Origin of the sequence: Devosia geojensis (assembly GCF_000969415.1) — a bacterium.
Classification (GTDB): Bacteria; Pseudomonadota; Alphaproteobacteria; order Rhizobiales; family Devosiaceae; genus Devosia; species Devosia geojensis.
This window is the reverse complement of sequence record NZ_JZEX01000107.1, coordinates 25,898-49,685: the sequence shown is the minus strand read 5'-3', so window position 1 is coordinate 49,685 and position 23,788 is coordinate 25,898. Positions and strand designations below refer to the sequence as shown.

The window sequence follows — 23,788 nt, the reverse complement described above, 5'->3', positions numbered from 1 at the left end:
GGGTATAAGAGACACCCTCATTCCCTCCCCTCAAGGGGAGGGAGGCGATGGAGCCGTCGATTCCGAGAACCACTGATCCACGGCTATAGCGGCAAATCCGTCTTGCCCATCAGGTCCATGTCGATGGCGCGCGCCGCCTGGCGGCCTTCGCGGATGGCCCAGACGACCAGCGACTGGCCGCGCCGCATGTCGCCGGCGGCATAGACCTTGTCGACCGACGTGCGGTAGCTGAAGGTATCGGCAAAGAGGTTTCCCCGCTTGTCGAGCTGCGCGCCGAGCTCGTTCAGCATGCCTTCGTGCACAGGGCTGGCAAAGCCGATGGCCAGCAGCACCAGGTCCGCCTTGATGGTGAACTCGGTGCCGGGGATCGGCTGGCGCTTGCGGTCGACGCGGGCGCATTCGACGCCGGTGACGTGGCCCTTGGTGTTGCCGACGATCTTCATCGTGCCGGCCGAGAACTCGCGGATCGCGCCCTCGGCCTGCGAGGAGGAGGTGCGCATCTTGACCGCCCAGTTGGGCCAGGTCGAGAGCTTGTTCTCGAGCTCGGGCGGCTGCGGGCGCACGTCGAGCTGCGTGACGGCGATCGCTCCCTGACGGAACGAGGTGCCGATGCAGTCCGATGCCGTGTCGCCGCCGCCGATGACGACGACGTGCTTGCCGGCCGCGACCAGCGGGAACTCGCCGGAAACGTCCTCGCCCCCGACGCGCCGGTTCTGCTGCACCAGGAACGGCATGGCGTAATGCACGCCGTCGAGGTGCGTGCCTTCGGCCCCGACGTCGCGCGGCTTTTCCGCCCCGCCGCAGAGCAGCACCGCGTGGTGCCGGGCCTGCAGGTCCGAAAGCGGCCGGCTGATCCCGATGTTCTCGCCATAGTGGAAGATCACGCCCTCGGCTTCCATCTGCGTAACGCGGAAGTCGATGTGGTCCTTCTCCATCTTGAAGTCGGGGATGCCGTAGCGCATGAGGCCGCCCGCCTTGGGCTCGCGCTCGTAGACGTGCACCTCGTGGCCAGCGCGCGCCAGCTGCTGGGCGGCGGCCATGCCGGCCGGGCCCGAGCCGACGATGCCAACGGACTTGCCGGTCTTCATCTCGGCCGGCTGCGGCTTGACCCAGCCCGAACGGATCGCCCGGTCGGCGATGGCCTGCTCCACCGTCTTGATGGCGACCGGCGTGTCCTCGAGGTTCAAGGTGCACGCCTCCTCGCAAGGAGCGGGGCAGATGCGCCCGGTGAACTCAGGGAAGTTGTTGGTCGAATGCAGGTTGCGCGCCGCCTCCTCCCAGTCCCCCTGGTAGACGAGGTCGTTCCAGTCGGGAATCTGGTTGTTGACGGGGCAGCCCGTATCGCCGTGGCAGAACGGAATGCCGCAATCCATGCAGCGGGCCGCCTGGTCCACCACCCGGCCCTCGGAAAGGGGAATGGTGAACTCGCCGAAATGACGCACGCGATCGGAGGCCGGCTCGTACCGGGGCTCCTCCCGCTCGATCTCGAGAAAGCCTGTGACCTTACCCATTGGCTTTCCTTTCCTATTCCGCAGCCACGCCCATTTCGGCGCGCTTCTTCTTCTGTTCCATCTCGCGGATCGCCCGCCGGTATTCGACCGGCATCACCTTGACGAATTTCGGCCGGTAGGCCTCCCAGTTCTCCAGGATGGCCTTGGCGCGGGTGGAACCGGTGTAGTGCAGGTGATTGGCGATGAGCTGCTGCAGGCGCTCGTCGTCGTGCTTGGTCATGTCGCCGGAGATGTCGACGCGCCCGTGCCACTCGAGATCCCCGCCGTGGTGGTGGATCTTGCGCATGAGATTTTCTTCCTCGGGCACCGGCTCGAGGTCGACCATGGCGAGGTTGCAGCGCGAGCGGAACGTGCCGTCCTCGTCGAGCACATAGGCAACGCCTCCGGACATGCCGGCCGCGAAGTTGCGACCGGTCTCGCCGATGACGACGACGAGGCCGCCGGTCATGTATTCGCAGCCATGGTCGCCGGTGCCTTCGACGACGGCGATGGCCCCGGAGTTCCTGACGGCAAACCGTTCGCCCGCGACGCCCCGGAAATAGGCCTCGCCTTCGATGGCGCCATAGAGCACCGTATTGCCGACGATGATCGACTTCTCGGGCACGATCCGCGCCTTCTGCGAAGGCCGCACCACAATGCGCCCGCCCGAGAGACCCTTGCCCACATAGTCGTTGGCATCGCCGACGAGGTCGATGGAAACGCCGCGGGCAAGGAACGCCCCGAAGCTCTGCCCGGCGGTGCCGGTAAGCTTGATGGCGATGGTGTCCTCGGCCAGCCCCTCGTGGCCGAAGCGGCGCGCCACCTCGCCCGAGAGCATGGCGCCGGCCGAACGGTCGCGCGAGCGGATCGGCAGATCGATCTGCACGGGCGTGCGGTTCTCGAGCGCCGGCATCGCCTTCTCTATGAAGGTGCGGTCGAGCACGGCCTCCAGGTGATGGTTCTGCGCCTCGGAGTGGAAGATCGTGTCGCCCCCGATCGGCTCGGGCTTGTAGAAGATCTTCGAGCAGTCCAGCCCCGAAGCCTTCCAGTGGTCGGCGAGCTTCTTCTGGTCGAGCAGGTCCGAACGCCCGACGAGCTCGCTGAGCGTCCTCGCACCCATCTCTGCCATCAGTCCGCGCAGCTCCTCGGCCACGAAGAAGAAGTAGTTGATGACGTGCTCGGGCGTGCCCTTGAAGCGCTTGCGCAGCACCGGGTCCTGCGTCGCAACGCCCACGGGACACGTGTTGAGGTGGCACTTCCTCATCATGATGCAGCCGGCCGCGATCAGCGGCGCGGTCGAGAAGCCGAACTCGTCGGCCCCGAGGAGCGTCCCGATGAGGACGTCCCGGCCGGTGCGAAGGCCGCCGTCGACCTGCAGCACGACGCGCGAGCGCAGGCGATTGAGCACCAGCGTCTGGTGCGTCTCGGCAAGGCCGATCTCCCAGGGTCCGCCGGCATGCTTCAATGAGGTCAGCGGCGAAGCGCCCGTGCCCCCGTCATAGCCCGAGATGGTGATGTGATCGGCCCGGGCCTTGGCGACGCCCGCCGCGACCGTGCCGACGCCCACCTCTGAGACGAGCTTGACCGAAATCTCGGACCGCTCGTTGACGTTCTTGAGGTCGTAGATGAGCTGGGCCAGGTCCTCGATCGAATAGATGTCGTGGTGCGGCGGCGGCGAGATGAGGCCGACGCCCGGCGTCGAGTGACGCACCTTGGCGATCTTCCAGTCGACCTTGTGGCCGGGCAATTGCCCGCCCTCGCCGGGCTTGGCGCCCTGCGCGACCTTGATCTGGATGGCGTCCGAGTTGACGAGATATTCGGCCGTGACGCCGAACCGGCCCGATGCCACCTGCTTGATGGCCGAGCGCAACGGGTTCTGCGAGCCGTCCGGCAGCGGCATGAAGCGGTCCGGCTCCTCGCCGCCCTCGCCGGTGTTCGACTTGCCGCCGATCCGGTTCATGGCGATGGCGAGGGTCGTGTGTGCTTCGCGGCTGATCGAGCCGAAGGACATCGCGCCGGTGACGAAGCGCTTGACGATCTCGGTCGCCGGCTCCACCTCCTCGAGCGGAACGGCCGGGCCCAGGGGCTTGACCTCGAAAAGCGAGCGGATGGCCTTGAAGCCGTTCATCGCCTCGTTGACGCGCTTGGCGAAGCTGTCGTAGCGCTCCTGCGCCCCTTCCGGGCTCTCGTCCCGGGTGCGCACGGCGTGCTGCAGGTCGGCGACCGTATCGGGCGACCAGGCATGCTTCTCGCCGCGGATGCGGTACATGTATTCGCCGCCGACATCGAGCGACTTCTTGAGGACCGCGTCGTTGCCGAACGCGTCGCGATGCCGGCGCACCGTCTCCTCGGCGATCTCGGCAAGGCCCACGCCCTCGATCGAGGTCGCCGTGCCGAAGAAGAAGCGCTTGACGAAATCGGACTTGAGGCCCACCGCATCGAAGATCTGCGCGCCGCAATAGGATTGATAGGTCGAAATGCCCATCTTGGACATGACCTTCAACAATCCCTTACCCACCGACTTGATGTAGCGGTAGACGACCTCCTCGGCATCGACCTCGGGCGGGTACTCGCCCTCGGCATGGAGCGCGGCCAGCGTCTCGAACGCCAGGTACGGGTTGATCGCCTCGGCGCCATAGCCGGCGAGCATGGCGAAGTGGTGCATCTCGCGGGCTTCCCCGGTCTCGACGACGAGGCCCGAGGACGTGCGCAGCCCCTTGCGGATGAGGTGATGGTGCACCGCCGCCGTCGCCAGCAGCGCCGGGATGGCGATGTGGTCCGCCGCCACCAGCCGGTCGGAGAGGATGATGATGTTGTAGTCGCCCTTGACCGCCGTCTCGGCGAGCGCGCAGATCGCGTCCAGCGCCTCTTCCATCCCCGCCGCGCCCTTGTCGGCCGCATAGGTGATGTCGATGGTCTTGGTCTTGAACTGGTTGTCCGGCATGTCGCCGATGGCGCGGATCTTTTCCAGGTCCTCGTTGGTCAGGATCGGCTGGCGCACCTCGAGCCGCTTCTGGTTCGAGAGCCCTTCGAGGTCGAAGATGTTCGGCCGCGGCCCGATGAACGAGACAAGGCTCATCACCGATTCCTCGCGGATCGGATCGATCGGCGGGTTGGTGACCTGCGCGAAGTTCTGCTTGAAATAGGTGTAGAGGAGCTTGGACTTGTCCGAGAGCGCGGAGATGGGCGTATCGGTGCCCATCGAGCCCACGGCTTCCTGGCCCGTCGTCGCCATCGGCGCCATCAGGAGCTTGATGTCTTCCTGCGTATAGCCGAAGGCCTGCATGCGGTCCAAGAGGCTTTCCGAGGTCTTGGGAGCCTTGGGCTCGGTCGCCGGCAGGTCCTCGAGCACGATCTGCGTGCGCTCGAGCCACGCCTTGTAGGGGTGCTTGCTGGCGAGGGCGTGCTTGATCTCCTCGTCCGAAACGATCCGGCCTTCCTCGAGGTCGATGACCAGCATGCGCCCCGGCTGCAGCCGCCAGCGCTCGACGACGTCCTCCTCGGGAATGTCGAGGACGCCCGATTCGGAGGCCAGCACCACATGCCCCTCGCGGGTGACGAGATAGCGCGCCGGCCGCAACCCATTGCGGTCGAGGGTCGCGACGACGTAGCGCCCGTCCGAAAGCGACATCGCCGCCGGCCCATCCCACGGCTCCATGAGAGCGGCATGGTACTCGTAGAAGGCGCGCCGCTCCTCGTCCATCAGCGGGTTGCCCGCCCAGGCCTCGGGGATCAGCATCATGGCCGCGTGCGGCAGCGAGTAGCCGCCGCGCACCAGGAACTCGAGCGCGTTGTCGAAGCAGGCGGTGTCCGACTGGCCCTCGTAGGAGATCGGCCAGATCTTGGTGATCTCGTCCCCGAAGAGATCGGAAGCCACCGACGCCTGCCGGGCCGCCATCCAGTTGACGTTGCCGCGGATGGTGTTGATCTCGCCGTTGTGCGTCGTCATCCGATAGGGATGCGCCAGCTTCCAACTCGGGAACGTGTTGGTCGAGAAGCGCTGGTGGACGAGCGCGATGGCGCTCTCGAACGCCTCGTCCGAAAGGTCCGGGTAGAACGCGCCGAGCTGGTAGGCGAGGAACATGCCCTTGTAGACGAGCGTCCTTGCCGACATCGACACGACGTAGAAGCCGTTGTCGCTGTCGCTCTCGGGGATCGAGCGGTAGACGGTGTTGGAGATGACCTTGCGCACGATCAGGAGCTTGCGCTCGAATTCGTCGAGGCTGAGCTCCTCCGGCCGGGCGATGAACATCTGCTCGATGATCGGCTGGGTGGCGATGACGCCTTCGGAAAGCTTGCCGTTGTCGGTCGGCACCACGCGCTCGCCGAGGAGCGTCAGCCCCTCGCCGGCGATGCAGGCCTTGACCGCCTCGGCGCAGCGGTCGCGCAGCGCCGGGTCGTTGGGATAGAAGATCATCGCCACCGCATACCGGTGCTTTTCCGGCAGCGGAAAATCGACGCTCTTTGCCAGGAACGCGTGCGGGATCTGGACGAGGATGCCCGCCCCGTCGCCCATCAGCGGATCGGCGCCCACGGCCCCGCGGTGCTCGAGGTTCTCGAGGATCTCGAGACCCTTCTCCACCACCTCGTGGCTCGGCTTGTTCTTGATGTTGGCGATCATGCCGATGCCGCAGGCATCGTGCTCGCGCGAAGGGTCATAAAGACCTTGCGCCTCGGGCCGCCCGGCGGGCACCACGCGGCGGCCGTGCGAAATCAGGGTTTTACGATTGGCAGCGCTCGCGCCGACGGGAAGAGCCGTTCCGGTCCGTTCGTTTGCCATATCGTGTCCTCTCTCGCAGTGCCCGGCGCCCGGCTGTCGGGCACCTCGCTTGGTGTCTTCGTTCGCATCCTTGGCTGTGTTGCCGGCAGGCCGGCGCCCGGATGCAGCAGTCTTTCCTTTCGTGGGCGCGCTGTCGTTCCGGGTCGTACACAGTACGGCTCGAAAGAGCAAACGCATCCATTCAGTGGGGAGCGGCTCTGCATCCAAATGGCCGCTCGTTCGGGCTATCTTAGCCCCGCCGTTCCGTTTCCGCTATGCAAGAGCGGGACCAGCCGGTACGGCGTGCGGCGCTGACCCGGGGAGACCGGGGCGCCGCGGCAGATAAACGACAACAATGTTGTCCTATCACCTGCACATTTGCACAATTCCAATCTGCGCACAAGCGGTCGCCGTCACTTTTCCGCCACGAGGAGTAGGAAAAGACCAACAATCCATAGGAGATCATAGGAACGACCGCGCCGCCCATACCCTTTGGCCGACCAAAATGGCGCGAAATCGTCGACTCGCGCCGCTCCACGCCACATTCGCCTGCGAATGCCTATTCGAGATGCGATTTGATGAACCACAGGTCCTTGTCGAGCTCGCGCGAGAAGGCGGTGAGGATGTCGGCGGTGTCCGCATCGCCCGCCTCGTCGGTGGTGTCGATATCCTCGCGCACCGTGTTGGCGAGGTGCGCATAGCGGTCGGCCAGCGCCGCCAGGTGCTCGGGCACTTTCTGGATGTCCGTCGGATAGGGTTCGAGCCCCGACGCCTTGGCCACCGCCTGCGACGTGCCGAGCGCGATGCCGTCGAGCTGGGCCACCCGCTCGGCCATGATGTCGCCGTGCTCGTCGAGCCCGGCCCGGAACGTATCGAGCAGCTCGTGCACGGCGATGAACTGCGGCCCCTTGAGGTTCCAGTGCGCCTGCTTGGTGGCGAGCGCCAGGTCAATGGTATCGGCCAGCCGCTTGTTGAGGATCTCGATGACGGTGGACTTGGTGTTCGAGGCGAGGTGGATCGACGGGGTTTTCATGGGGACGCTCCCTGCAACGGTCGTGTGCACAACACGCTGGAGCGTGGGCCGGTTCCTTAGGAACTGCCGGGCGGCTCGCGGACCATGTCAGCCCCACTCACCGGCTGTCATCCCGGCGAAAGCCGGGACCCAGTAAACGGCGCTGCCGATGCTTGCCGTCAGGATGATGAACACCCCCCTGCACACGAGCCCTGACACCAGTGTGTACTGGGTCCCGGCTTTCGCCGGGATGACAGCCGGTGGTGGGGGCAAGTTCGTGCCCTACCCCGGCCAACATCCTCAAACAAGAAAGGCGCGGCCCTTTCGGACCGCGCCCCTTCCGGTTCAAGCGAACCGCCGGTTAGTTGACCGACTGGTCCTCGATCGACTTGGCAGCGCCATTGATCGGAATCTGGCGCGGCTTCTTGCCCTCGGGCAGCTCGCGCTTGAGATCGATGTGCAGGAGCCCGTTCTCGAGGGCCGCCCCGGTCACCTCGACATAGTCGGCAAGCTGGAAGCGCAGCTCGAAGGCGCGCTCGGCAATACCGCGATGGAGGAATTCACGGGGAGACTCGGCGGTCTCGGCGGGCTTGGCGCCCTTGACGAGGAGGCCATTCTCCTTGCCGTCGATGGCGATGTCGCCGTTCGAGAACCCGGCTACGGCGATCGAGATGCGGTAGGCGTCTTCGCCCGTGCGCTCGATGTTGTAGGGCGGGTAGGTCTTGGCTTCCTGGCCGACGAGATTGTCGAGCCGCGAGAACAGCCGGTCAAAGCCGACGGTCGACCGGTAGAAGGGGGAAAAATCGAAGGTCTGCATGTCACATTCTCCATGTTGAGCAACGTGGGTTTTCGGGCCCCTGCCGCAACGGCTCCCATCAAGGCGAGCCTCAAGCGAAAGGTCCGGTCCCCGGACATCCGGCGGACGCACTTTATGTAGGTGGGCCAATAGGCTGTTCAAGGTCCGCCACAATCGGCGGGGCATTGCCTTGAAGATGAACCGCAGATGAACGACGCGCTCCGCATCGGTTCAGCTTGACGCGCTTAAAACGGGGCATGCGGTCGGCAAGGAACAGTTCCGAGCCCCGCACCCCGCGGTTCCGTCACCCGCCCCCCGCACGGAACCGCCAGTCACGAGGGCCAGCACCCCGCCGGGTGCTGGCCTTTGTGCTTCCAGACCATTGCGCGCCAGCATGAAACCGGCCATCACTTGGCCCTTCCGTGCGAGCCATGTTCATGACCGTCACCGCCAAAGCCGTCGCCGCCCAGCCGACAGAGGCTGTCCTCGTCGACCTGCCGTCCAATCCCGTGCCGGCGGGTGCGCGGGCGGGGTACTTCCGGACCGAGGACAATGTACGGCTGCGCTACGCCACCTGGCCGCGCGCGGCCGAAGGCCACCGCGGCACCATCTGCCTCGTCCACGGGCGCACCGAGTTCATCGAGAAGTATTTCGAGACCATCGAGGACTTCCGCCGCCGCGGCTTCGCCGTCGCCACCTTCGATTGGCGCGGCCAGGGCGGCTCGGAGCGTCTCATCGGCAATCCGCGCCACGGACACGTGGAACGCTTCTCGGACTACTGGCTGGACCTCAAGAGCTTCCACCGGCAGATTCTGCTGCCCGAGTGCCCGCCGCCCTTCTATCTCGTCGGCCATTCCATGGGCGGCCTCGCTTCCCTCTTCTCGGCCATCGAAGACCGGATGATGTTCGACCGGGTCTTCCTCTCGGCCCCGATGATCGGCCTGCCCAACCAGCCGCTGCCGTTCGCCGGCATGGCGTGGCTGACCAAGACGCTCTGTTTCCTCGGCCTCTCGCAGATGCCGGTCTCCCGCCCCGCCGACCGCATCCCCACGCACGAGGCGTTCGAGGGCAACCCCCTGACGTCGGACCTCACGCGCTATATGCGCACCGTCGACGTCTATGCAGCGCGCCCCGAGCTGGCGATCGGCCCGCCGACCCTCGGCTGGGCGTCGGCGGCGTTCTCGGCCATGGCCGAGGCGGCCCGCGACGTTTTTCCCGCGCGCGTGCGCGTGCCGGTGCTGATGCTGGTCGCCGCAAGCGACAAGGTCGTTGCGAGCCCGGTCACCGAGCAGCTGGGCCTGCGGATGCGTACCGGCCGCCACATCGTCATCGCCGGCGCGCGGCACGAGCTCTTCATGGAAAACGACGCCATCCGCGCCCAGGTCTTCGCCGCCTTCGACGCCTTCATCACCGAGCAGAGCGGTTAGGGAATCGCCGCCACGATCGTGAGGCTGACAAGCGCCACGCCCGTGAGCACAGCGCGCGCGATATGCGAATACTCCCAGCGGTCGCGTAGCCCCGTCCACGCCTCGCCGCCAGCCTCGAGCTTTTCCTGCCGCCCGGACGAGAAGAATTTCTCGCCCGCCCCGGAGAGCTGCTGCTCCTTAAGCCAGACGCGGTTGACCGGATGCGTGACGAGCCAATAGATCGCCTGCATGGCAACGAGCGCGACGAACGCGATGAGCGCCCACCAGAATGCGGCGCCGCCGGCGGGAAGGACGAAGAGCAACGCCAGCACCAGCAGGGACGACACCGGCTCCAGGAACCCGACCGCCGTGAACCCCGGATAGTAGATCCGCTGCACGGTGAGATAGTCGCCGCGTTCGAGCCGGAGCTTGCCGGGAAATTCCAGCGCATGCGCCAGGGCCGGCGAGAAAACCACCGCCGTTGCGAGGACCGCAAGCACTTCGAGCACGAAAGCCACCGGACCGCTCTCGAGACTGGGCTTCTGCCCACCCTATGCCGGAACGGCCGCGATGGTTCCCCTAGAGGGGCCTATCGGCCCTGCAGCACCGCGAGCGCCGCCGCATGCAGTTCGGGCGTCGCGGCCGCGACGCAATTGCCGCCCGCTTCCGCCGGCCCGCCGTCCCAGGTGGTGATGATGCCGCCGGCATTCTCGATGATCGGGATCAGGGGGGCGATGTCGACATCCTTGAGCCCCGCCTCGACCACCAGGTCGATCTGCCCCATGGCCATCAGGCAGTAGCCGTAGCAATCGAGCCCGTAGCGCACCTGCAGCACGCGCGGGGCGATCGCCTGCCACGGCACCTCCCGGTCGGCGCCGCGAAAGAGATCGGGGCTCGTCGTCGTCAGCTTGGCATGGGCGAGCTCGGTGACCTTGCTGGTCCCGAGCGGCGCCACGTCGCCGCCCCGCCGGTATCGCGCCTTGCCCGGCAGGCTCCAGAACGTCTCGCCGGTGAAAGGCTGCGCCATCAGCCCCGCGAGAGCCCGCCCCTCATGCATCAGTCCGATGAGCGTGCCCCAGACCGGCACGCCCGAGATGAAGGCGCGCGTGCCGTCGATCGGATCGATGATCCAGGTGAAGGGGCTTGCCGCGTCCTTCTGCGCCCACTCCTCCCCGATGATGCCGTGGTCGGGGAAACGCGCCTCGATGATCTGCCGGACGGCGACTTCCGCCTCCTTGTCCGCTTCGGTGACGGGATCGAATCCTACCTGCCACTTGTTCTCGACGGCGAGGGGCGTGCGGAAAAGCTTGAGCGTCACGGCCGCCGCAGCTTCCGCCGCCTCGTGCAGAACCGTCTCGACGGCGTCGAGGTCGATGCGCCGCGCCGCCTGGGTCGACAGGGAGTTAATCATCGGATTCGCTTGGGTTTTCTTTCAAAGCAAGGGCGCAGTATTTGCCTCCGCCGGAGCCGCGCCGTCAATGACCCTGATTCATTTTTGCAACAGCACAAGATTTATGTGCAAAGCAGCGCCAGAAAACTTGCCCGCGTTAACAAATCAGTTCACTAAGAAGATGCATGATGGGTGAGCGGCTTTACTTCACGCCGGTCCTGTTCCGGCCACCAGTGAGCCGTGATCGTTTCCTCCCTTGACTTGGGCCGCCTCTTTGGCGGCCCGTTTTTCCCGCAAACGACTACGCAACGACCATCGCCTTTCTAAGGCGCACTTCTGCTTGCGGTAAGGAAAGCTATTCGGCCGCCTTGGCCGTCGGCACGCCGGCGAGCGCCAGAAGATCGAACCCGATCAGCGCCAGGATCAGCTTCTCGAGTAGCGCCCGCATCGGCTCGAACCCGGCCGTCTTGGTCAGCGTCACCTCGCTCATGTAGAGGTGCCGGCTGATCTCGATCTGCAGGGCATGCACGCCATGCTGCGGACGCCCATAGGTGCGGGTGGCGAACCCGCCGGCATAGGGGCGGTTGCGCGCGACCCGAAGGCCTGCGGCGACGAACACCGTCTCGACGAGGTCGACGATGGCCGGCGCGCAGGTCGTACCGTAGCGGTCGCCCAGCACCACGTCCGGCGATGGACGGTCGCCGCTGCGCGAGATGCGCGGCATGGAATGGCAATCGATGAGCAGCGCCACGCCGAACATGTTCATCGCGTCGCCGAGCAACTTCTGCAGCGCCTGGTGATAGGGGTGGTAGATGCCTTCGACACGCATGCGCGCATCCTCAAGCGTCAGCCGGTCGCGGTAGATCGGCTTGTTCTCGGCCACCACCCGCGCGATCGTGCCGAGCCCGGCGGCGACCCGCGGCGAGGTGGTGTTGAACCGGTCCGAGAGCGGCTCGGCGAACATTTCCGGGTCGAGCTCCCACGGCTCGCGGTTGGCGTCGAGATAGGCGCGCGGGAAATGGGCCCGCAGCAACGGCGCCCCGAGGTGCGGGGCGCGCATGAACAGTTCATCCACCCACGCATCCTCGGACTGGCGAATCGACAGGTGGTCGAGCCGCGTCATGGCAAGGAACCGCTCGGGATAGACGCGGCCGGAGTGGGCGGAATTGAAGACGACGGGAGCAACCAGCCGGCGTGGTCGGATGGTCTCGAAAGCGGGTCTGTCGGCATAGTCCGACCGCACTTTTCCTCCAGCTTCCGCCCTTGGCGCACAAACGCAGATCGGGCCTCTTTGACATGAGATTGCCCGCCTTTCCGGGCCTTGTCCAGAATCTCGCGAATTTGCGAGGACGTTCTTGCCTTGCCCGTTTGCCTCGCAGCAAAACTCGCTTAAACATCGCCCGATAAAATGCGATTCAAAGACGAAGCCCGAATCGGGGCATGAAGGTGCCGACCCAAGAAGGTGTAGGAATGAAGCGGATCCTGCTCGCGGAAGACGACAACGACATGCGCCAGTTCCTGACGCGCGCGTTGAAGAACGCCGGCTACGAGGTCGTCTCCTTCGACAATGGCCTTTCCGCCTATGAGCGGCTGCGTGAGGAGCCGTTCTCGCTGCTCCTCAGCGACATCGTCATGCCCGAGATGGACGGCATCGAGCTTGCCCGGCGCGCCACCGAGCTCGATCCGGACCTCAAGGTCATGTTCATCACCGGCTTTGCCGCCGTCGCCCTCAACCCCGACAGCGACGCCCCGCGCGACGCCTCGGTCCTTTCCAAACCCTTCCACCTGCGCGATCTCGTCAGCGAGGTCGAGCGGCTGCTGGCGGCCTGATCGCTCGCTTCTGTTCATTTGCGCTTGTCGCCTCTTGACCAGGCGATGGATTTTATGGTCTATCCCCGCCACCGGAACGGCGCGAGCCGCTCCGCCCGAGAGATGGGCGTGTAGCTCAGCGGGAGAGCACTACGTTGACATCGTAGGGGTCACAAGTTCGATCCTTGTCACGCCCACCATTCTCTCTTCCATAGGCCCGGCCGCCTCGGCCGCGCCACAGGTGACCCGGCCGACCGGCCAGCCACGGGATCACCAAACCGCGCCCTTTCGGCGTCGGGTGCGTAGCTCAGCGGGAGAGCACTGCCTTCACACGGCAGGGGTCACAGGTTCAATCCCTGTCGCACCCACCATTGTTTTCAATGCCTTGACCTGTCTTCGTTGCGGCGCGACGCACGCGAGCCGCACAAAAACGAGCAAACTCCGGTCTGGGTCTAAGCCGCCAATCGATCCCTCAGCAACGGCAGCAGCTGGCTTCCCTGGCGCTTGATCTCGGAGAGATACGGCGTGTCGGAGAGCACGAAGTGCGTGATGCCGAGATCGGCGTATTTGCGCAGCGAGCGGGCGACGTCCGCCGCCGAGCCGACCAGCCAGGTCGTGCCGGCGCCGCCTCCGCCGAACTTGCCGGGCGTGGTATAGAGGTTGTCGTCGAGCACTTCGCCGCGCGCGTGCAGGTCGAGCAGCCGCTGCTGGCCGACCGCGTTCGCCCGGTGGTGATCATGCCAGCCGGTGCCGCTGCTCCTGGCCATCTCGGCGACCTTCGCCTCGGCGTCAGCCCAGGCCTCTTGCGTGGTGTCGCGGACGAAGGTGGTGATCCGCAGCCCGAACTCGAGCGGCGGCAGGTCGCGGTCGAGGGTCCTGCTCAGCGCCTTCAGCCGCTCGATCCGCTCCGCGACGCCATCGAGCGGCTCCCCCCAGAAAAGCTGGACATCGGCTTCGGTCGCGGCAACCCGCTCGGCCGCCTCCGAGGCGCCGCCGAAATAGAGCCGCGGATGGCGGCGGCCAGGGCGAGCCGCAAGGCGCGGCACCACGCTCGATTCGGTGACCACGAAGTGCTCGCCGGCAAACGAGACGTTCTCCTCGGTCCATAGCCGGCGCACCAGCCGCATGAACTCCCTCGTGCGCGCATAGCGGTGGGCCTGGTCGCCCTCGCTGTCGCCATAGGCGGCGAGATTGTCCTTGCCCGACACGATGTTGATGCGCACGCGCCCGCCGGTCAGGTGGTCGAGCGTTGCCGCGGCCGAGGCGAAGTTCGCCGGCCGCCAATAGCCCGGACGGATCGCGATCAGCGGCTCGAAAGTCGTGGTCTGCGCGGCCAGCGCCGCCGCGACGGTGAAGGTATCGGGCCGCCCCCAACCGGTGCCGATGAGCGCCCCTTTCCAGCCATGCTCCTCCAGCGCCTTTGCCTGGCCCGTCAGCGTCGCGAGGCTGTTGTGGTTCTCGGCGGCCGGTTCCCCGCGATGTCCGGCTTTGACCTGGTTGGGGATGTACCAAAGGAATTCGGACGTGCTGCTCATGCAAGGCCCTCGCTTTTCGTCTGTCTGGATTGCGGCCTTCATCGGAACCGGCCCGCGCATGCGGCGACAGCGGGGGTGATGACTGCCATGACGTACTTCCGGCATGAAGACGGGTGTCCGCACCCGTTCGCCTCAGCCTAGAGAAGCCAGCGAAGGCCGTTGAGCCCGGCAGCGAGCACAGTTTTCCTCCCTGCCGCGCGCAGGTGACAATTATCTCCACAAAATCTATAGACAAACAAAACGCAGGAAACAGACGGCGTTGCGCCGCGTCACCCGGTCAGCGAACAGTCGCGTCCGGACAGGGCCGGAATGAGCCGCCGGCGCGTTCGCCTGCCGGGTCATGTGTCCCCATGAACGGGACTCGACCTCGATTTCAGGCTGACGACGACCCGCGTCGGCATCGACCTCGATGTCCTGCCGCGGCGGCCCGTTCAACCGGATGGTGCGCAGCCCCCGGCCATGAGGAAACCGGCGATGTCGGTGGCCCCCGGTGAACTCGACGGCGATGACCCCAGGTCGCAGCATCGGCTTATGTCCGCGTCACCGGTAGCGGATGCGCGGATCGAGCATGGCCAGCAGGATATCCGAGATCAGTGTTCCGATGACCGTCAATACGCCGAGCACCAGGATGAAGGAGCCGGCCAGGTACATGTCCTGCGATTGCAGCGCCCGCAGCAGCATGGGGCCGGTCAGCGGCAGGTTGAGGACGACGGCGGTGATCACCGCGCCCGACACCAGGTCGGGCAGCACCCAGCCGACCGTGCTCACGAACGGGTTGAGCGCGACGCGCACCGGATATTTGAGGATCAGCTTCCACTCGGGCAGCCCCTTGGCCCGCGCCGTGACCACATAGGGCTTGTAGAGCTCGTCAAGCAGGTTTGCCCGCATGATGCGAAAGAGGGACGCGATGCCCGACGAGCCGAGAACGATCAGCGGCAGCCACAGATGCGCCATCAGGTCGAGGACCTTGCCCATGGACCACGGCGCGTTCTCGTACTCGCGCGAGAACAGCCCCGCCAGGTTGACCCCGAAGATCTTGTAGGCGCCGAAAAGCAACACCAGGGCCAGCAGGAAGTTCGGGATGGCCAGCCCGATGAAGCCGAGGAAGGTCGCGACGTAGTCGCCGACCGAATAGCGGCGAACGGCCGAATAGACGCCGATGGGGAACGAGACGATCCACACGAACACCAGCGTCAGCAGCGACAGTAGGAAGGTGAGGCCCGTACGCTCCCAGATCAGGTCTTGCACCGGTTGCCGCCATTCGAACGACATGCCGAAATCGCCGCGCAGCACGATGCCGGTGATCCACTGCCAGTACTGCACGAAGACGGGCTGGTCGAGGCCGTAGCGCTCGCGAAGCGCGGCGATCATCTCGGCCCGCATCGGGTTTCCGTCCGCCTCCATGGCGGAAACCATGCCATCGAGGAAATCGCCGGGAGGCAGTTGGATGATGAGGAACGCCACGAGCGAGATGGCAAAGATCGTCGGGATCATCAGCAGGATCCGGCGAATGAGATAGGCAACCATTTTCCACCTCGCCCAGGGCGTTTTCAGGAAAAGTGGACACCGCGCTGGCGGCGTCTTGGCCTGCAGCAGCCACCTTGACGGGGCGGCTGCTGCAGGTTCGTCGGCGAGATCAGTTCTTCCAGAACAATTGCTCGAGCCTGGAATGGGCAGGATCGAGGATATCGCCGCCGGCCGGCACCACTTGCGGAGCGTTGCCGAGATCGGTCTTGACGATCCCGAAGCCCGGTCCGCGCAGGCTGATGCCGAAGACGTAGAACTGGTCGGCCGATACCTCCAGCAGTTCGCCGTACTTTTCGATCTGGCCTTCGAGGGTCGGGGTCAGGGCGACTTCCCGGTACATCGCCATATGGTCCTTGACCGATTGCGGCGGCTCGATGCCTCCGGCCTCGCCCTCGGCCCACTGCGTCCAGGGGATGCCGAAATTGGAGTTCCCGGTGACGGGCACGTACCAGCGTGTGTCGACGATGGCGTCGAGCGAGCCGCCAAACCCGCGCCAGATCATCGCGTCCTGGACGTTGGCGATGCGGCGCTGGTCGAGAAGGGCCCGATCCATGACGCGCACCTGCGCGTCGATCCCCACCTCCTGCCAGTACCGGACCACGAGTTCCGCCGCGTCCGGGAACCGCAGGCCATGCGCGTCGGAAGCCTCCAGCACGAAGGTGAAGGGGGTGCCGTCCGAATAGGTGCGCATGCCGTTGGCGCCGCGGTCCGGCAGGATGGCGTCGAGCATCCGGTTGGCGAGGTCGGGGTCGTACTCGGTGTACTGCTTGGCCAGCCGCTCGCTGTAGAGCGGGGTATCGGGGCGCGGAGCCGCCTGCCAGGGCTCGCCGACCCCCTGGTGGACGATGTCGATGATCTCCTGGCGGTTGATCGCATGCGACAGGGCGATGCGGAAATCCTTGTTGGTGAAGATCTCGCGCTTGCGATCGTCCGGAATGGTCTGGTTGATCGAGATGATACCGGTGTTCATGTCGGACAGGGCCACCTCGTAGAACCTGTATCCGCCGGCCTCCTGGCCGTCGTAGAGCACCGCCCTGTTGGCATCGATGCCGATGTTGCGGTCCTGGAAGTCGATCTCGCCGTTGAGGGCCTTGAGCAGCAGCACCTCGTCGTCCTGCACGGACGCATAGACCGCCCGGTCGATATAGGGCAGCTGGTTTCCCTCGGGATCGACCTTGAAGTAGTAGGGGTTGCGAACGGCAACGACCTGCTGGCTGCTCGCCAGGGTTTCCAGACCGGTCTGCAGCATCCAGGGCAGCAGGACCGGCACGTCTCCGCGGAACCGCCAGGGCGCCATGTAGTCGCCGGAGCGGTCCTGGAACATATCCAGCCAGTTGGAGAAGCCCAGCTCCTTGGCCAGCTCGTCCGCGTTCTCGTTGTATTTGAGGTGGAACTGCTCGAAATAGTGCTTCGGAAAGCTCGTCATCTCGAAGCCGCCCCGCGCATACGCGACGTATTGCAGGAAAAGGCCGTTCGATTCCTCGAACTCGAACTTGACGGTCAGATCGTCGACCTTGGTCAGCACCGGCGGTTCGCCGCCGGCCCTCATGCCGGTTGGAATGCCCGGCGACACATCCGGATCAAGCAGGATGTCCTCGAACCAGAAGACGATGTCATCGGCGGTGAACGGGTGCCCGTCGGACCACTTCATCCCCTCGCGCAATTCGAAGACGAACTCGGTCGCGTCTTCGTTGACATGGAACGCCTTGGCGATGTTGGGTACGATCTCGTCCCACTCCGGGTTCCAGGTCACCAGCGGCTCGTAGCCCATGGTGCGCTGCAGCAGCACCCAGTCCGCCATGCCCTTGATGCCGAAAGTCAGCTCGCCGCCATAGGTGCCGACCGCCTCGCGTGGCTCAAGCACCAGCGGCTCGGCCGGCAAGCGCTCGTCCACGGGTGGCAACGCGCCCGCGGCCACCTGCTCGGCCAGCATCGGGGCCTCCTGGTAGGCCGAGGCAGCCAACGGGAATGCGAGCACACCCGCCAGAGCCAGGGTGCTCCCCGCGACCCTCGCAACTATTCTCCTCATCGAAGTCCTCCTCCATCCTCGATTTTCCGTTCCGCCGCGCCTCCCGACGCAAGCGGAACGGAATGCCCGTGCCGAACCGGCGCGGGCGCTAAAGCAGCTTTTCAAGGTCGCCGAGCACGGCCTTGCTCTTGTCCATCTCGTTGAGCACCGCCTTGTAGAGGCCGTCGGCGGTGCCCTTGAGCGAGCGGTTGGATACCGTCACCGTGTCGGTCTTGAGCTGGTTCTCGACGATGTCGAGCCACGCGCGCGGGAACGTGCCGAGGCCGTTGAGGGCCGTCGACAGGCACGCCACGTCATAGGCGCGGTCGTCGGTGTCGCGCCCCATGTTCACCGCCCAGAGCATGCCCTGGTGAGCGTCGCCGTCGCAGAGATAGAAGACGGCGAGCGAAGAGGAGAGAACCTCCACCGCGTCGGACGCGGATTTATGCTCGTAGTACTGGGCATAGAGCTCGCGCAGCTTCTTCCAGTCCTTGTGCTGCCTGGCCCATTCGAGCCCCTGCTCCACCTCGGCGCGCGGCGTCGCCGACAGTTGCGCCAGCGCCGTGTCGATAACGCTGCCGACGGTTGAGCCCGGGATGAGCGCGTGCGCGCAGCCGGCGGCAAGGGCCGCGACCACTTCGATGGCGAAATTGGCGCTCAACCCGTCGACGTCCTTGATCCGCCCGACGTCATGGGCGTCGGCGGCGGCCTGGCGCGGGTTGCAGGCGTTCACCAGCCCGATCGGCTGGATCATCTTGCTGGTGCCGTGCATCTTGGGCCAGACGGCGTAGCGGCCGACCTCATGCGCCGGCACGCCGGCATAAAGGCTCCAGTAAATCACCTGGTCCTGCGGGCCCAGCAGCTTGCCGAAATTCTCCGGCTTGATGAGGTCGACCCACGTGCGGCCGAGGTCCCCCGCAGTGATGCGGCCGTTCTTGGCGATGATGGCTTCGCAGACCAGCCGGTGGCGCTCCTGCCCGTCCTCGGTCTGGCCCGGGGGGCGATCCATCGCCTGGTAGACGAAATCGCGTCCCCACTCGGACTTTCGCGTGCGCGCCTTGATGGTCTGCGGGCGCAGCTCCTCGAGAAAACCGAACGTCTCCTCGACCTCGCGCCAATGCATGCCTTCGGTCAGGTCGCCCATGGAGTTGGCGACGGGGGCAACCGCATTCACGGCGTAGATGCGGTCATACAATATCGAGGTCACGTTCAATCTCTCCCTAAATCCAGCTGCCGCAGCCCTGTGCGGCCGGGCTCCCTTTTTACAGATTGCACGGATATATCCAATGAATTGTCTGGTCAAGATGCCTTTTTGTTGACATTCAATGACGGATTGTCATTCTTTAAGCTTCTCTCATAGTATGAACCTTGTTAGTGTGCCATCAAACGAGACGGGACGGGAAGCCGGAAAGGCGCCGGTTTTCCGCATGCCGGCACCGGCCCGGATCGCACCGCTGCCGGATTGAATGCAGGGAGGAGAGCATGGGAACGCCGTTACCCGCCGGTGACCCGAGGCTGGGACGCGACGCGGGAGGCGCCGGTGTCAGCTGATCCGACGACTGCCGCGAGCGCGAACGGCCTGGCCGCGAGCGAGCCCGCGCGCGAGGACGACAGGACGCTCTACTGGAGCCAGTGGTCGCTCACCTGGTGGAAGTTCAAGCAGCACAAGCTCGCCGTGGTGTCGGGCGTGCTGCTGATCGTCTTCTATCTCGTCGCGATCTTTGCCGAGTTTTTCTCGACCACTGATCCCCACGCCTACAATTCGCGCTACACCTACGCGCCCCCGCAGGCGGTCAAGCTCTTCCAGAGCGACGAAAGCGGGTGGCGCTGGCGGCCGCACGTCAACGGCTACGCAGCCGCCACCGATCCGGTCACCCTGCGCCGCACCTTCGAGATCGATGAGCAAACCGTCATTCCGATCGGCTTTTTCGTCGAGGGGCCGGAATACCGCCTCGCCGGCCTCATTGCCTGGAACCGCTATATCCTGGGCGCCGTCGATCCGTCCGATCCGTTCTTCCTCCTGGGCTCCGACCGGCTGGGGCGCGACGTCTACAGCCGCATCGTCCACGGCTCGCGGGTTTCGCTCTCCATCGGCCTCATCGGCGTGGTCATGAGCCTGGTGATCGGCATCACCTTCGGCGCCATCGCCGGTTTCTACGGCGGCGCCGTCGATTCCGTCATACAGCGGGTGACCGAGTTCCTCATCTCCCTGCCCACCATCCCGCTCTGGATGGGGCTGGCGGCGGCCATTCCGCTCACATGGGACCCGATAGCGGTCTATTTCCTCATCACCGTGATCCTCTCGCTTCTCGGCTGGACCCAGCTCGCCCGCCAAATCCGCGGCATGTTCATGTCCATCAAGAACGAGGACTACGTGATGGCCGCCCGGCTCGACGGCAGCGGCGAGATGCGCGTGATCTTCCGCCACATGGTGCCGGCGTTCACCAGCCATATCGTGGCCTCGGTGACCCTTGCGGTACCCGCCATGATCCTGGCCGAAACCGCGCTCTCCTTCCTCGGCATCGGCCTGCGCTCGCCGGTCATCAGCTGGGGCGTCCTGCTGCAGGAGGCCCAGAACATCCGCACGCTGGCCAACGCGGCCTGGCTGCTCTGGCCGGGCGCGGCGGTGATCGTGGCGGTCCTGGCGCTGAACTTCCTCGGCGACGGTCTGCGCGATGCCGCCGACCCATACGGAAGCAACTGACATGGATGAGACAATCGTCGAGGTACGCGACCTTCGCGTCGACTTTCCCGTCATGGCCGGAACGATCGAGGCGCTGCGCGGGGTCAGTTTCTTGCTGAAGCGCGGCAAGACCACCTGCATCGTGGGCGAATCCGGCTCGGGAAAATCCGTCACCGCCCGGTCGATGATGCAGATCCTGCAAAAGCCCGGCCGCATCGCCTCGGGCAGCATCCGCTACCGGGACCGCGACGGCAAAATCACCGACATCGCTACGCAGCCTGCCGGCGGACGCGTCATGCGCGCCATCCGCGGGCGCGAGATCGGCATGGTTTTCCAGGAGCCGATGACCTCGCTTTCGCCGGTCCACCGCATCGGCGAGCAGATCATGGAACCGCTCCTCCTGCACTTCAGGCTGCAGCGGGCCGAGGCGCGCGAGCGGGTGCTCGAGATGATGGCGAGGGTCGGCATCCCCAACCCCGTCCAGCGCTTCGACAACTATCCCTTCCAGCTCTCGGGCGGCCTGCGCCAGCGCGTCGTCATCGCCATGGCGCTGATCTGCGAGCCGCGCCTGCTCGTCGCCGACGAGCCGACGACCGCGCTCGACGTCACCACCCAGGCCAACATCCTCGATCTCATCCGCGAGCTGCAGGAGGAGATGGAGATGTCGGTGATGTTCATCACCCATGACCTGGGGGTCGTTGCCGAGATCGCCGACGACGTGGTGGTGATGTACGCCGGCTCCGTCGTCGAGACCGCCGACGTCGACACCACCTTCCACGCGCCCGAGCACCCCTATACCCGCGCGCTGCTCCAGTCGGTTCCCCGCCTCTCGGCGGACAAGGACCTGCCTCTCGCGGCCATCCGCGGAATGGTACCGCACCCGCTCGCGCGCCCGCGCGGCTGCGTCTTCCATCCGCGTTGCGACCGCTACCTGGCCGGCACCTGCGACACAGCCGAGCCCGCGACCATCGCGGTGCTGCCCGAACACCACGTCAAATGCGCCCGCGTCGGGCAAGACATCACGCAAGGTCGGTAAAAATGGCGGAACCATCAGCAGCCACGCTCCTCGAAGTGCGCGACCTCAGCATGCACTTTCCCGTGACGAGCGCGGGCGTCCTGCGGCGCGTCGTCGGGCAGGTCAAGGCCGTCGACGGCGTATCGTTTTGCGTGCGTGAGGGCGAAACGCTGAGCGTCGTCGGCGAATCCGGGTGCGGAAAGACGACGCTCGGCCGCTGCATCATGCGCATCTACGACCCGACCGCGGGCAGCATCCGTTATCGGACCCGCAACGAGGGCGAGGTGGTCGACCTCACCGCGCTGGACGGCAGGGCGCTGCGGCCCTACCGGCGCGACATCCGCATGATCTTCCAGGACCCCTACGCTTCCCTCAACCCGCGCATGACCGTCGAGGAGATCGTCGGCGAGCCGCTGGTCCTCGCCGGCCACCCACGTAACAAGGCGCTTCACCGGCGCGTGGGGGACCTGCTCGAGCAGGTCGGCCTGCGGCGCGAATACATGGCGCGCTATCCGCATGCCTTTTCGGGCGGGGAGCGCCAGCGCATCGGCATCGCGCGCGCCCTCTCCCTCAACCCGCGCCTGCTGGTGGCGGACGAAGCCGTGTCGGCTCTCGACGTCTCGGTCCAGGCGCAAACGATCAACCTGCTGAAAAAGCTCCAGGTCGAGTACAAGCTGACCTACGTCTTCATCGCCCACGACCTCAGCGTCGTGGAATACATCAGCGACCGCGTGGCGGTGATGTATGTGGGCAAGCTGGTCGAGCTCGCCCCGACACGAGCGCTTTTCGCCCGCCCCGCCCATCCCTATACGGAAGCGCTGCTCTCGGCGGTGCCGATCCCCGATCCGAGGCTGAGGAAGAAGGTCGAGCGCATTCGCCTCGCGGGCGAGATCGCCGATCCCTCGAACGTGCCGAGCGGCTGCCCGTTCCACACGCGCTGCGCCTATTCGGACGGCAATCGCTGCGTGCGGGAAGTGCCCGCGTTGCGGACGCTCGAAGACGACCGCCAGGTTGCCTGCCACTATGCCGAGACGCTGGAGCTCAAAGGGGCACCCCAGGTGGCGACCTGAAATACCCAAGAGCGATGTCGCAACCCTGGCGCCTCTGCCTAGAGCGTTTCCAGGAAAAGTGGACACCACTTTTCCGGTTCGGAAACGTGACAAAACAAAGAGTTAGAGATCGTTCAGCGTTTCAAAGAAACGGTGAACGGCTCTAGCCTCCGTTGCGCGAACCCATCCGGGCCGCCATCAGAATTGCGTTCTTCAACGCGCTGGGCGTCGCAACCCCTTTCTCGACGATATCGTAGGCGGTGCCGTGCGACGTCGTGGTCACCACCATCGGCAGTCCGTAGTGCACGGTGACGCCGTGCCCGAAGCTCATCAGCTTCATGGCGATCTGCCCCTGGTCGTGGTACATCGTCAGGACGCCGTCGTACCCGCCCTGGGGCCTGGTCGCCTGCACGAAGATGGTGTCGGCCGGGAACGGGCCATGCGCATCGAATCCCATCTGTTGCGCGCGCTCCACGGCCGGACGGATGACGTCGATCTCCTCGCGCCCGAACGCCCCGGATTCCCCGTTGTGCGGGTTGAGCCCGCATACGGCGATGCGCGGCCGCTCGTAGCCGGCCCGCGAGAGCCCGTCATGAAGGATGCCGACGCCGTTGACGATCTTGTCGCCGGTGATGAGGCCGCTGACATCCTTCAGCGGCACGTGGGAGGTCACGCGCGCCGTCCACAGCTTGTCGTTGACGTTGAACTCGCTCGTCATGCCGGAAAAATCGAGCACCTCGCGGAAATAGTTGATCTCGTCGGGATGTTTCATGCCGCCGGCCTTCAGCGCCGACTTGTTGAGCGGGGCCACGCACATGGCGTCGGCGACGCCCTTCACGCAGAGCTGCAACCCGTAGGCGAGGCCCGCCAGCATGTGCGCGCCGTTCCGCGCGTCGACCTTGCCGCGCTCGAAATCCACGTCCGCATCCCCTTCCCAGCGCGCAAGCTGGATGGGCAGTTCGTCGCCCGACGGGCGTCGGGCATCCGTATGCTCGAACGCCGTGCGATGCCCGGCGACCTCCATTCCGCGCTCGATGGCGGGCTTGCTGCCGATGAGGATGAAGTTGGCCGCCTCCCGCACCTCCTCGTCCGCCAATGCCTTGGCCACGATCTCGGGGCCGATCCCTCCCGGATCTCCGGCGAAGAGTGCGAGGGTCGGCTTCATGAGGCTGCTCCGTGGATGGTTCATCAGATTTCCATTTTGTCTACATCACGACATAGATTGCTGACAATACATATTCCTTCTATAACAATGAGAAACACATTGCATGCGTCACTGGCAGAGGTTATCGATTCATCGGAGTCCGAT

General features: G+C 65.5%; 17 protein-coding genes, 2 tRNA genes and 1 pseudogene. 7 read left to right on the top strand and 13 right to left on the bottom strand.

Features of this window, described 5'->3' with window-relative positions; genetic code table 11:
- Positions 1-83: 83 nt before the first annotated feature.
- The 4 genes from VE25_RS10805 to VE25_RS10790 all read right to left on the bottom strand — a co-directional run bounded on the left by VE25_RS10805 (position 84) and on the right by VE25_RS10790 (position 8,078).
- Positions 84-1,511: a glutamate synthase subunit beta gene (locus tag VE25_RS10805; RefSeq protein WP_046108628.1), complete on the bottom strand. Its 1,428-nt coding sequence runs from the start codon at positions 1,509-1,511 to the stop codon at positions 84-86.
- Between the two features lie 13 nt (positions 1,512-1,524).
- Complete coding sequence (gltB, locus tag VE25_RS10800; protein WP_046108627.1) at positions 1,525-6,270, bottom strand: glutamate synthase large subunit; 4,746 nt, start codon at positions 6,268-6,270, stop codon at positions 1,525-1,527.
- 538 nt (positions 6,271-6,808) lie between these two features.
- Positions 6,809-7,282 (bottom strand): DNA starvation/stationary phase protection protein Dps, encoded by a 474-nt coding sequence (gene dps, locus VE25_RS10795; protein WP_046108626.1) that lies wholly within the window; start codon positions 7,280-7,282, stop codon positions 6,809-6,811.
- 340 nt (positions 7,283-7,622) lie between these two features.
- On the bottom strand, positions 7,623-8,078 hold the full coding sequence (locus VE25_RS10790; RefSeq protein ID WP_046108625.1) for an Hsp20 family protein: 456 nt from the start codon (positions 8,076-8,078) through the stop codon (positions 7,623-7,625).
- 416 nt (positions 8,079-8,494) lie between these two features.
- Between VE25_RS10790 and VE25_RS10785 the strand changes: the two genes are divergently transcribed.
- Positions 8,495-9,484 carry an alpha/beta fold hydrolase gene (locus VE25_RS10785; RefSeq protein WP_046108635.1) on the top strand — a complete coding sequence of 330 codons (990 nt, stop codon included), beginning with the start codon at positions 8,495-8,497 and terminating at the stop codon, positions 9,482-9,484.
- Here VE25_RS10785 and VE25_RS10780 read toward each other — a convergent pair.
- From VE25_RS10780 to VE25_RS10770, 3 genes are all read right to left on the bottom strand, one after another.
- Entirely contained in the window at positions 9,481-9,981 is a 501-nt protein-coding gene (locus VE25_RS10780) for an anthrone oxygenase family protein (RefSeq protein WP_046108624.1), read from the bottom strand. The genes VE25_RS10785 and VE25_RS10780 overlap by 4 nt on opposite strands.
- A gap of 71 nt (positions 9,982-10,052) precedes the next feature.
- Positions 10,053-10,874 carry a histidinol-phosphatase gene (hisN, locus tag VE25_RS10775; protein ID WP_083988866.1) on the bottom strand — a complete coding sequence of 274 codons (822 nt, stop codon included), beginning with the start codon at positions 10,872-10,874 and terminating at the stop codon, positions 10,053-10,055.
- A 334-nt stretch (positions 10,875-11,208) separates the two neighbouring features.
- A complete protein-coding gene (locus VE25_RS10770; RefSeq protein ID WP_046108623.1) occupies positions 11,209-12,096 on the bottom strand; it encodes an N-formylglutamate amidohydrolase in 888 nt (295 codons plus the stop codon).
- A gap of 227 nt (positions 12,097-12,323) precedes the next feature.
- On the opposite strand from VE25_RS10770, the gene cpdR reads away from it, so the two are divergent.
- The 3 genes from cpdR (at position 12,324) to VE25_RS10755 (ending at position 13,033) form a co-directional block, all read left to right on the top strand.
- On the top strand, positions 12,324-12,683 hold the full coding sequence (gene cpdR, locus VE25_RS10765) for a cell cycle two-component system response regulator CpdR (protein WP_046108622.1): 360 nt from the start codon (positions 12,324-12,326) through the stop codon (positions 12,681-12,683).
- A gap of 104 nt (positions 12,684-12,787) precedes the next feature.
- A tRNA-Val gene (locus VE25_RS10760) sits at positions 12,788-12,862 on the top strand.
- Between the two features lie 96 nt (positions 12,863-12,958).
- Positions 12,959-13,033 (top strand) — tRNA-Val (locus VE25_RS10755).
- A gap of 81 nt (positions 13,034-13,114) precedes the next feature.
- Here VE25_RS10755 and VE25_RS10750 read toward each other — a convergent pair.
- From VE25_RS10750 to VE25_RS10735, 5 genes and pseudogenes are all read right to left on the bottom strand, one after another.
- On the bottom strand, positions 13,115-14,197 hold the full coding sequence (locus VE25_RS10750) for an LLM class flavin-dependent oxidoreductase (protein WP_046108621.1): 1,083 nt from the start codon (positions 14,195-14,197) through the stop codon (positions 13,115-13,117).
- A 356-nt stretch (positions 14,198-14,553) separates the two neighbouring features.
- Positions 14,554-14,719, bottom strand: a pseudogene (locus tag VE25_RS23755) (four-carbon acid sugar kinase family protein); the annotation flags it as partial.
- 18 nt (positions 14,720-14,737) lie between these two features.
- The gene (locus VE25_RS10745; RefSeq protein WP_046108620.1) at positions 14,738-15,724 is read right to left on the bottom strand and encodes an ABC transporter permease; all 987 of its coding nucleotides are present in this window, start codon (positions 15,722-15,724) and stop codon (positions 14,738-14,740) included.
- A gap of 109 nt (positions 15,725-15,833) precedes the next feature.
- Entirely contained in the window at positions 15,834-17,753 is a 1,920-nt protein-coding gene (locus tag VE25_RS10740; RefSeq protein ID WP_052731890.1) for an ABC transporter substrate-binding protein, read from the bottom strand.
- A gap of 88 nt (positions 17,754-17,841) precedes the next feature.
- Complete coding sequence (locus tag VE25_RS10735; protein ID WP_152664588.1) at positions 17,842-18,939, bottom strand: ADP-ribosylglycohydrolase family protein; 1,098 nt, start codon at positions 18,937-18,939, stop codon at positions 17,842-17,844.
- Positions 18,940-19,311: 372 nt separating this feature from the next.
- On the opposite strand from VE25_RS10735, the gene VE25_RS10730 reads away from it, so the two are divergent.
- The 3 genes from VE25_RS10730 to VE25_RS10720 are packed head-to-tail and all read left to right on the top strand — an operon-like array spanning position 19,312 to position 22,500.
- Positions 19,312-20,436 carry an ABC transporter permease gene (locus tag VE25_RS10730; RefSeq protein WP_046108632.1) on the top strand — a complete coding sequence of 375 codons (1,125 nt, stop codon included), beginning with the start codon at positions 19,312-19,314 and terminating at the stop codon, positions 20,434-20,436.
- A gap of 1 nt (position 20,437) precedes the next feature.
- Complete coding sequence (locus tag VE25_RS10725) at positions 20,438-21,451, top strand: ABC transporter ATP-binding protein (RefSeq protein WP_083988865.1); 1,014 nt, start codon at positions 20,438-20,440, stop codon at positions 21,449-21,451.
- A 2-nt stretch (positions 21,452-21,453) separates the two neighbouring features.
- A complete protein-coding gene (locus VE25_RS10720) occupies positions 21,454-22,500 on the top strand; it encodes an ABC transporter ATP-binding protein (RefSeq protein WP_046108617.1) in 1,047 nt (348 codons plus the stop codon).
- 142 nt (positions 22,501-22,642) lie between these two features.
- On the opposite strand, the gene VE25_RS10715 is transcribed toward VE25_RS10720, so the two are convergent.
- Positions 22,643-23,644, bottom strand: a complete 1,002-nt coding sequence (locus VE25_RS10715) for a 4-hydroxythreonine-4-phosphate dehydrogenase PdxA (protein WP_046108616.1) — start codon at positions 23,642-23,644, stop codon at positions 22,643-22,645.
- Positions 23,645-23,788: the final 144 nt, after the last annotated feature.

Excerpts from the sequence above, each read along its gene's own strand:
- VE25_RS10740 (WP_052731890.1), bottom strand. The coding sequence starts at position 17,753 with ATGAGGAGAATAGTTGCGAGGGTCGCGGGGAGCACCCTGGCTCTGGCG.
- VE25_RS10745 (WP_046108620.1), bottom strand. The coding sequence starts at position 15,724 with ATGGTTGCCTATCTCATTCGCCGGATCCTGCTGATGATCCCGACGATC.
- cpdR (WP_046108622.1), top strand. The coding sequence starts at position 12,324 with ATGAAGCGGATCCTGCTCGCGGAAGACGACAACGACATGCGCCAGTTC.
- VE25_RS10805 (WP_046108628.1), bottom strand. The coding sequence starts at position 1,511 with ATGGGTAAGGTCACAGGCTTTCTCGAGATCGAGCGGGAGGAGCCCCGG.
- VE25_RS10790 (WP_046108625.1), bottom strand. The coding sequence starts at position 8,078 with ATGCAGACCTTCGATTTTTCCCCCTTCTACCGGTCGACCGTCGGCTTT.
- VE25_RS10725 (WP_083988865.1), top strand. The coding sequence starts at position 20,438 with ATGGATGAGACAATCGTCGAGGTACGCGACCTTCGCGTCGACTTTCCC.
- dps (WP_046108626.1), bottom strand. The coding sequence starts at position 7,282 with ATGAAAACCCCGTCGATCCACCTCGCCTCGAACACCAAGTCCACCGTC.
- VE25_RS10785 (WP_046108635.1), top strand. The coding sequence starts at position 8,495 with ATGACCGTCACCGCCAAAGCCGTCGCCGCCCAGCCGACAGAGGCTGTC.
- VE25_RS10715 (WP_046108616.1), bottom strand. The coding sequence starts at position 23,644 with ATGAAGCCGACCCTCGCACTCTTCGCCGGAGATCCGGGAGGGATCGGC.
- gltB (WP_046108627.1), bottom strand. The coding sequence starts at position 6,270 with ATGGCAAACGAACGGACCGGAACGGCTCTTCCCGTCGGCGCGAGCGCT.
- VE25_RS10720 (WP_046108617.1), top strand. The coding sequence starts at position 21,454 with ATGGCGGAACCATCAGCAGCCACGCTCCTCGAAGTGCGCGACCTCAGC.
- VE25_RS10750 (WP_046108621.1), bottom strand. The coding sequence starts at position 14,197 with ATGAGCAGCACGTCCGAATTCCTTTGGTACATCCCCAACCAGGTCAAA.
- hisN (WP_083988866.1), bottom strand. The coding sequence starts at position 10,874 with ATGATTAACTCCCTGTCGACCCAGGCGGCGCGGCGCATCGACCTCGAC.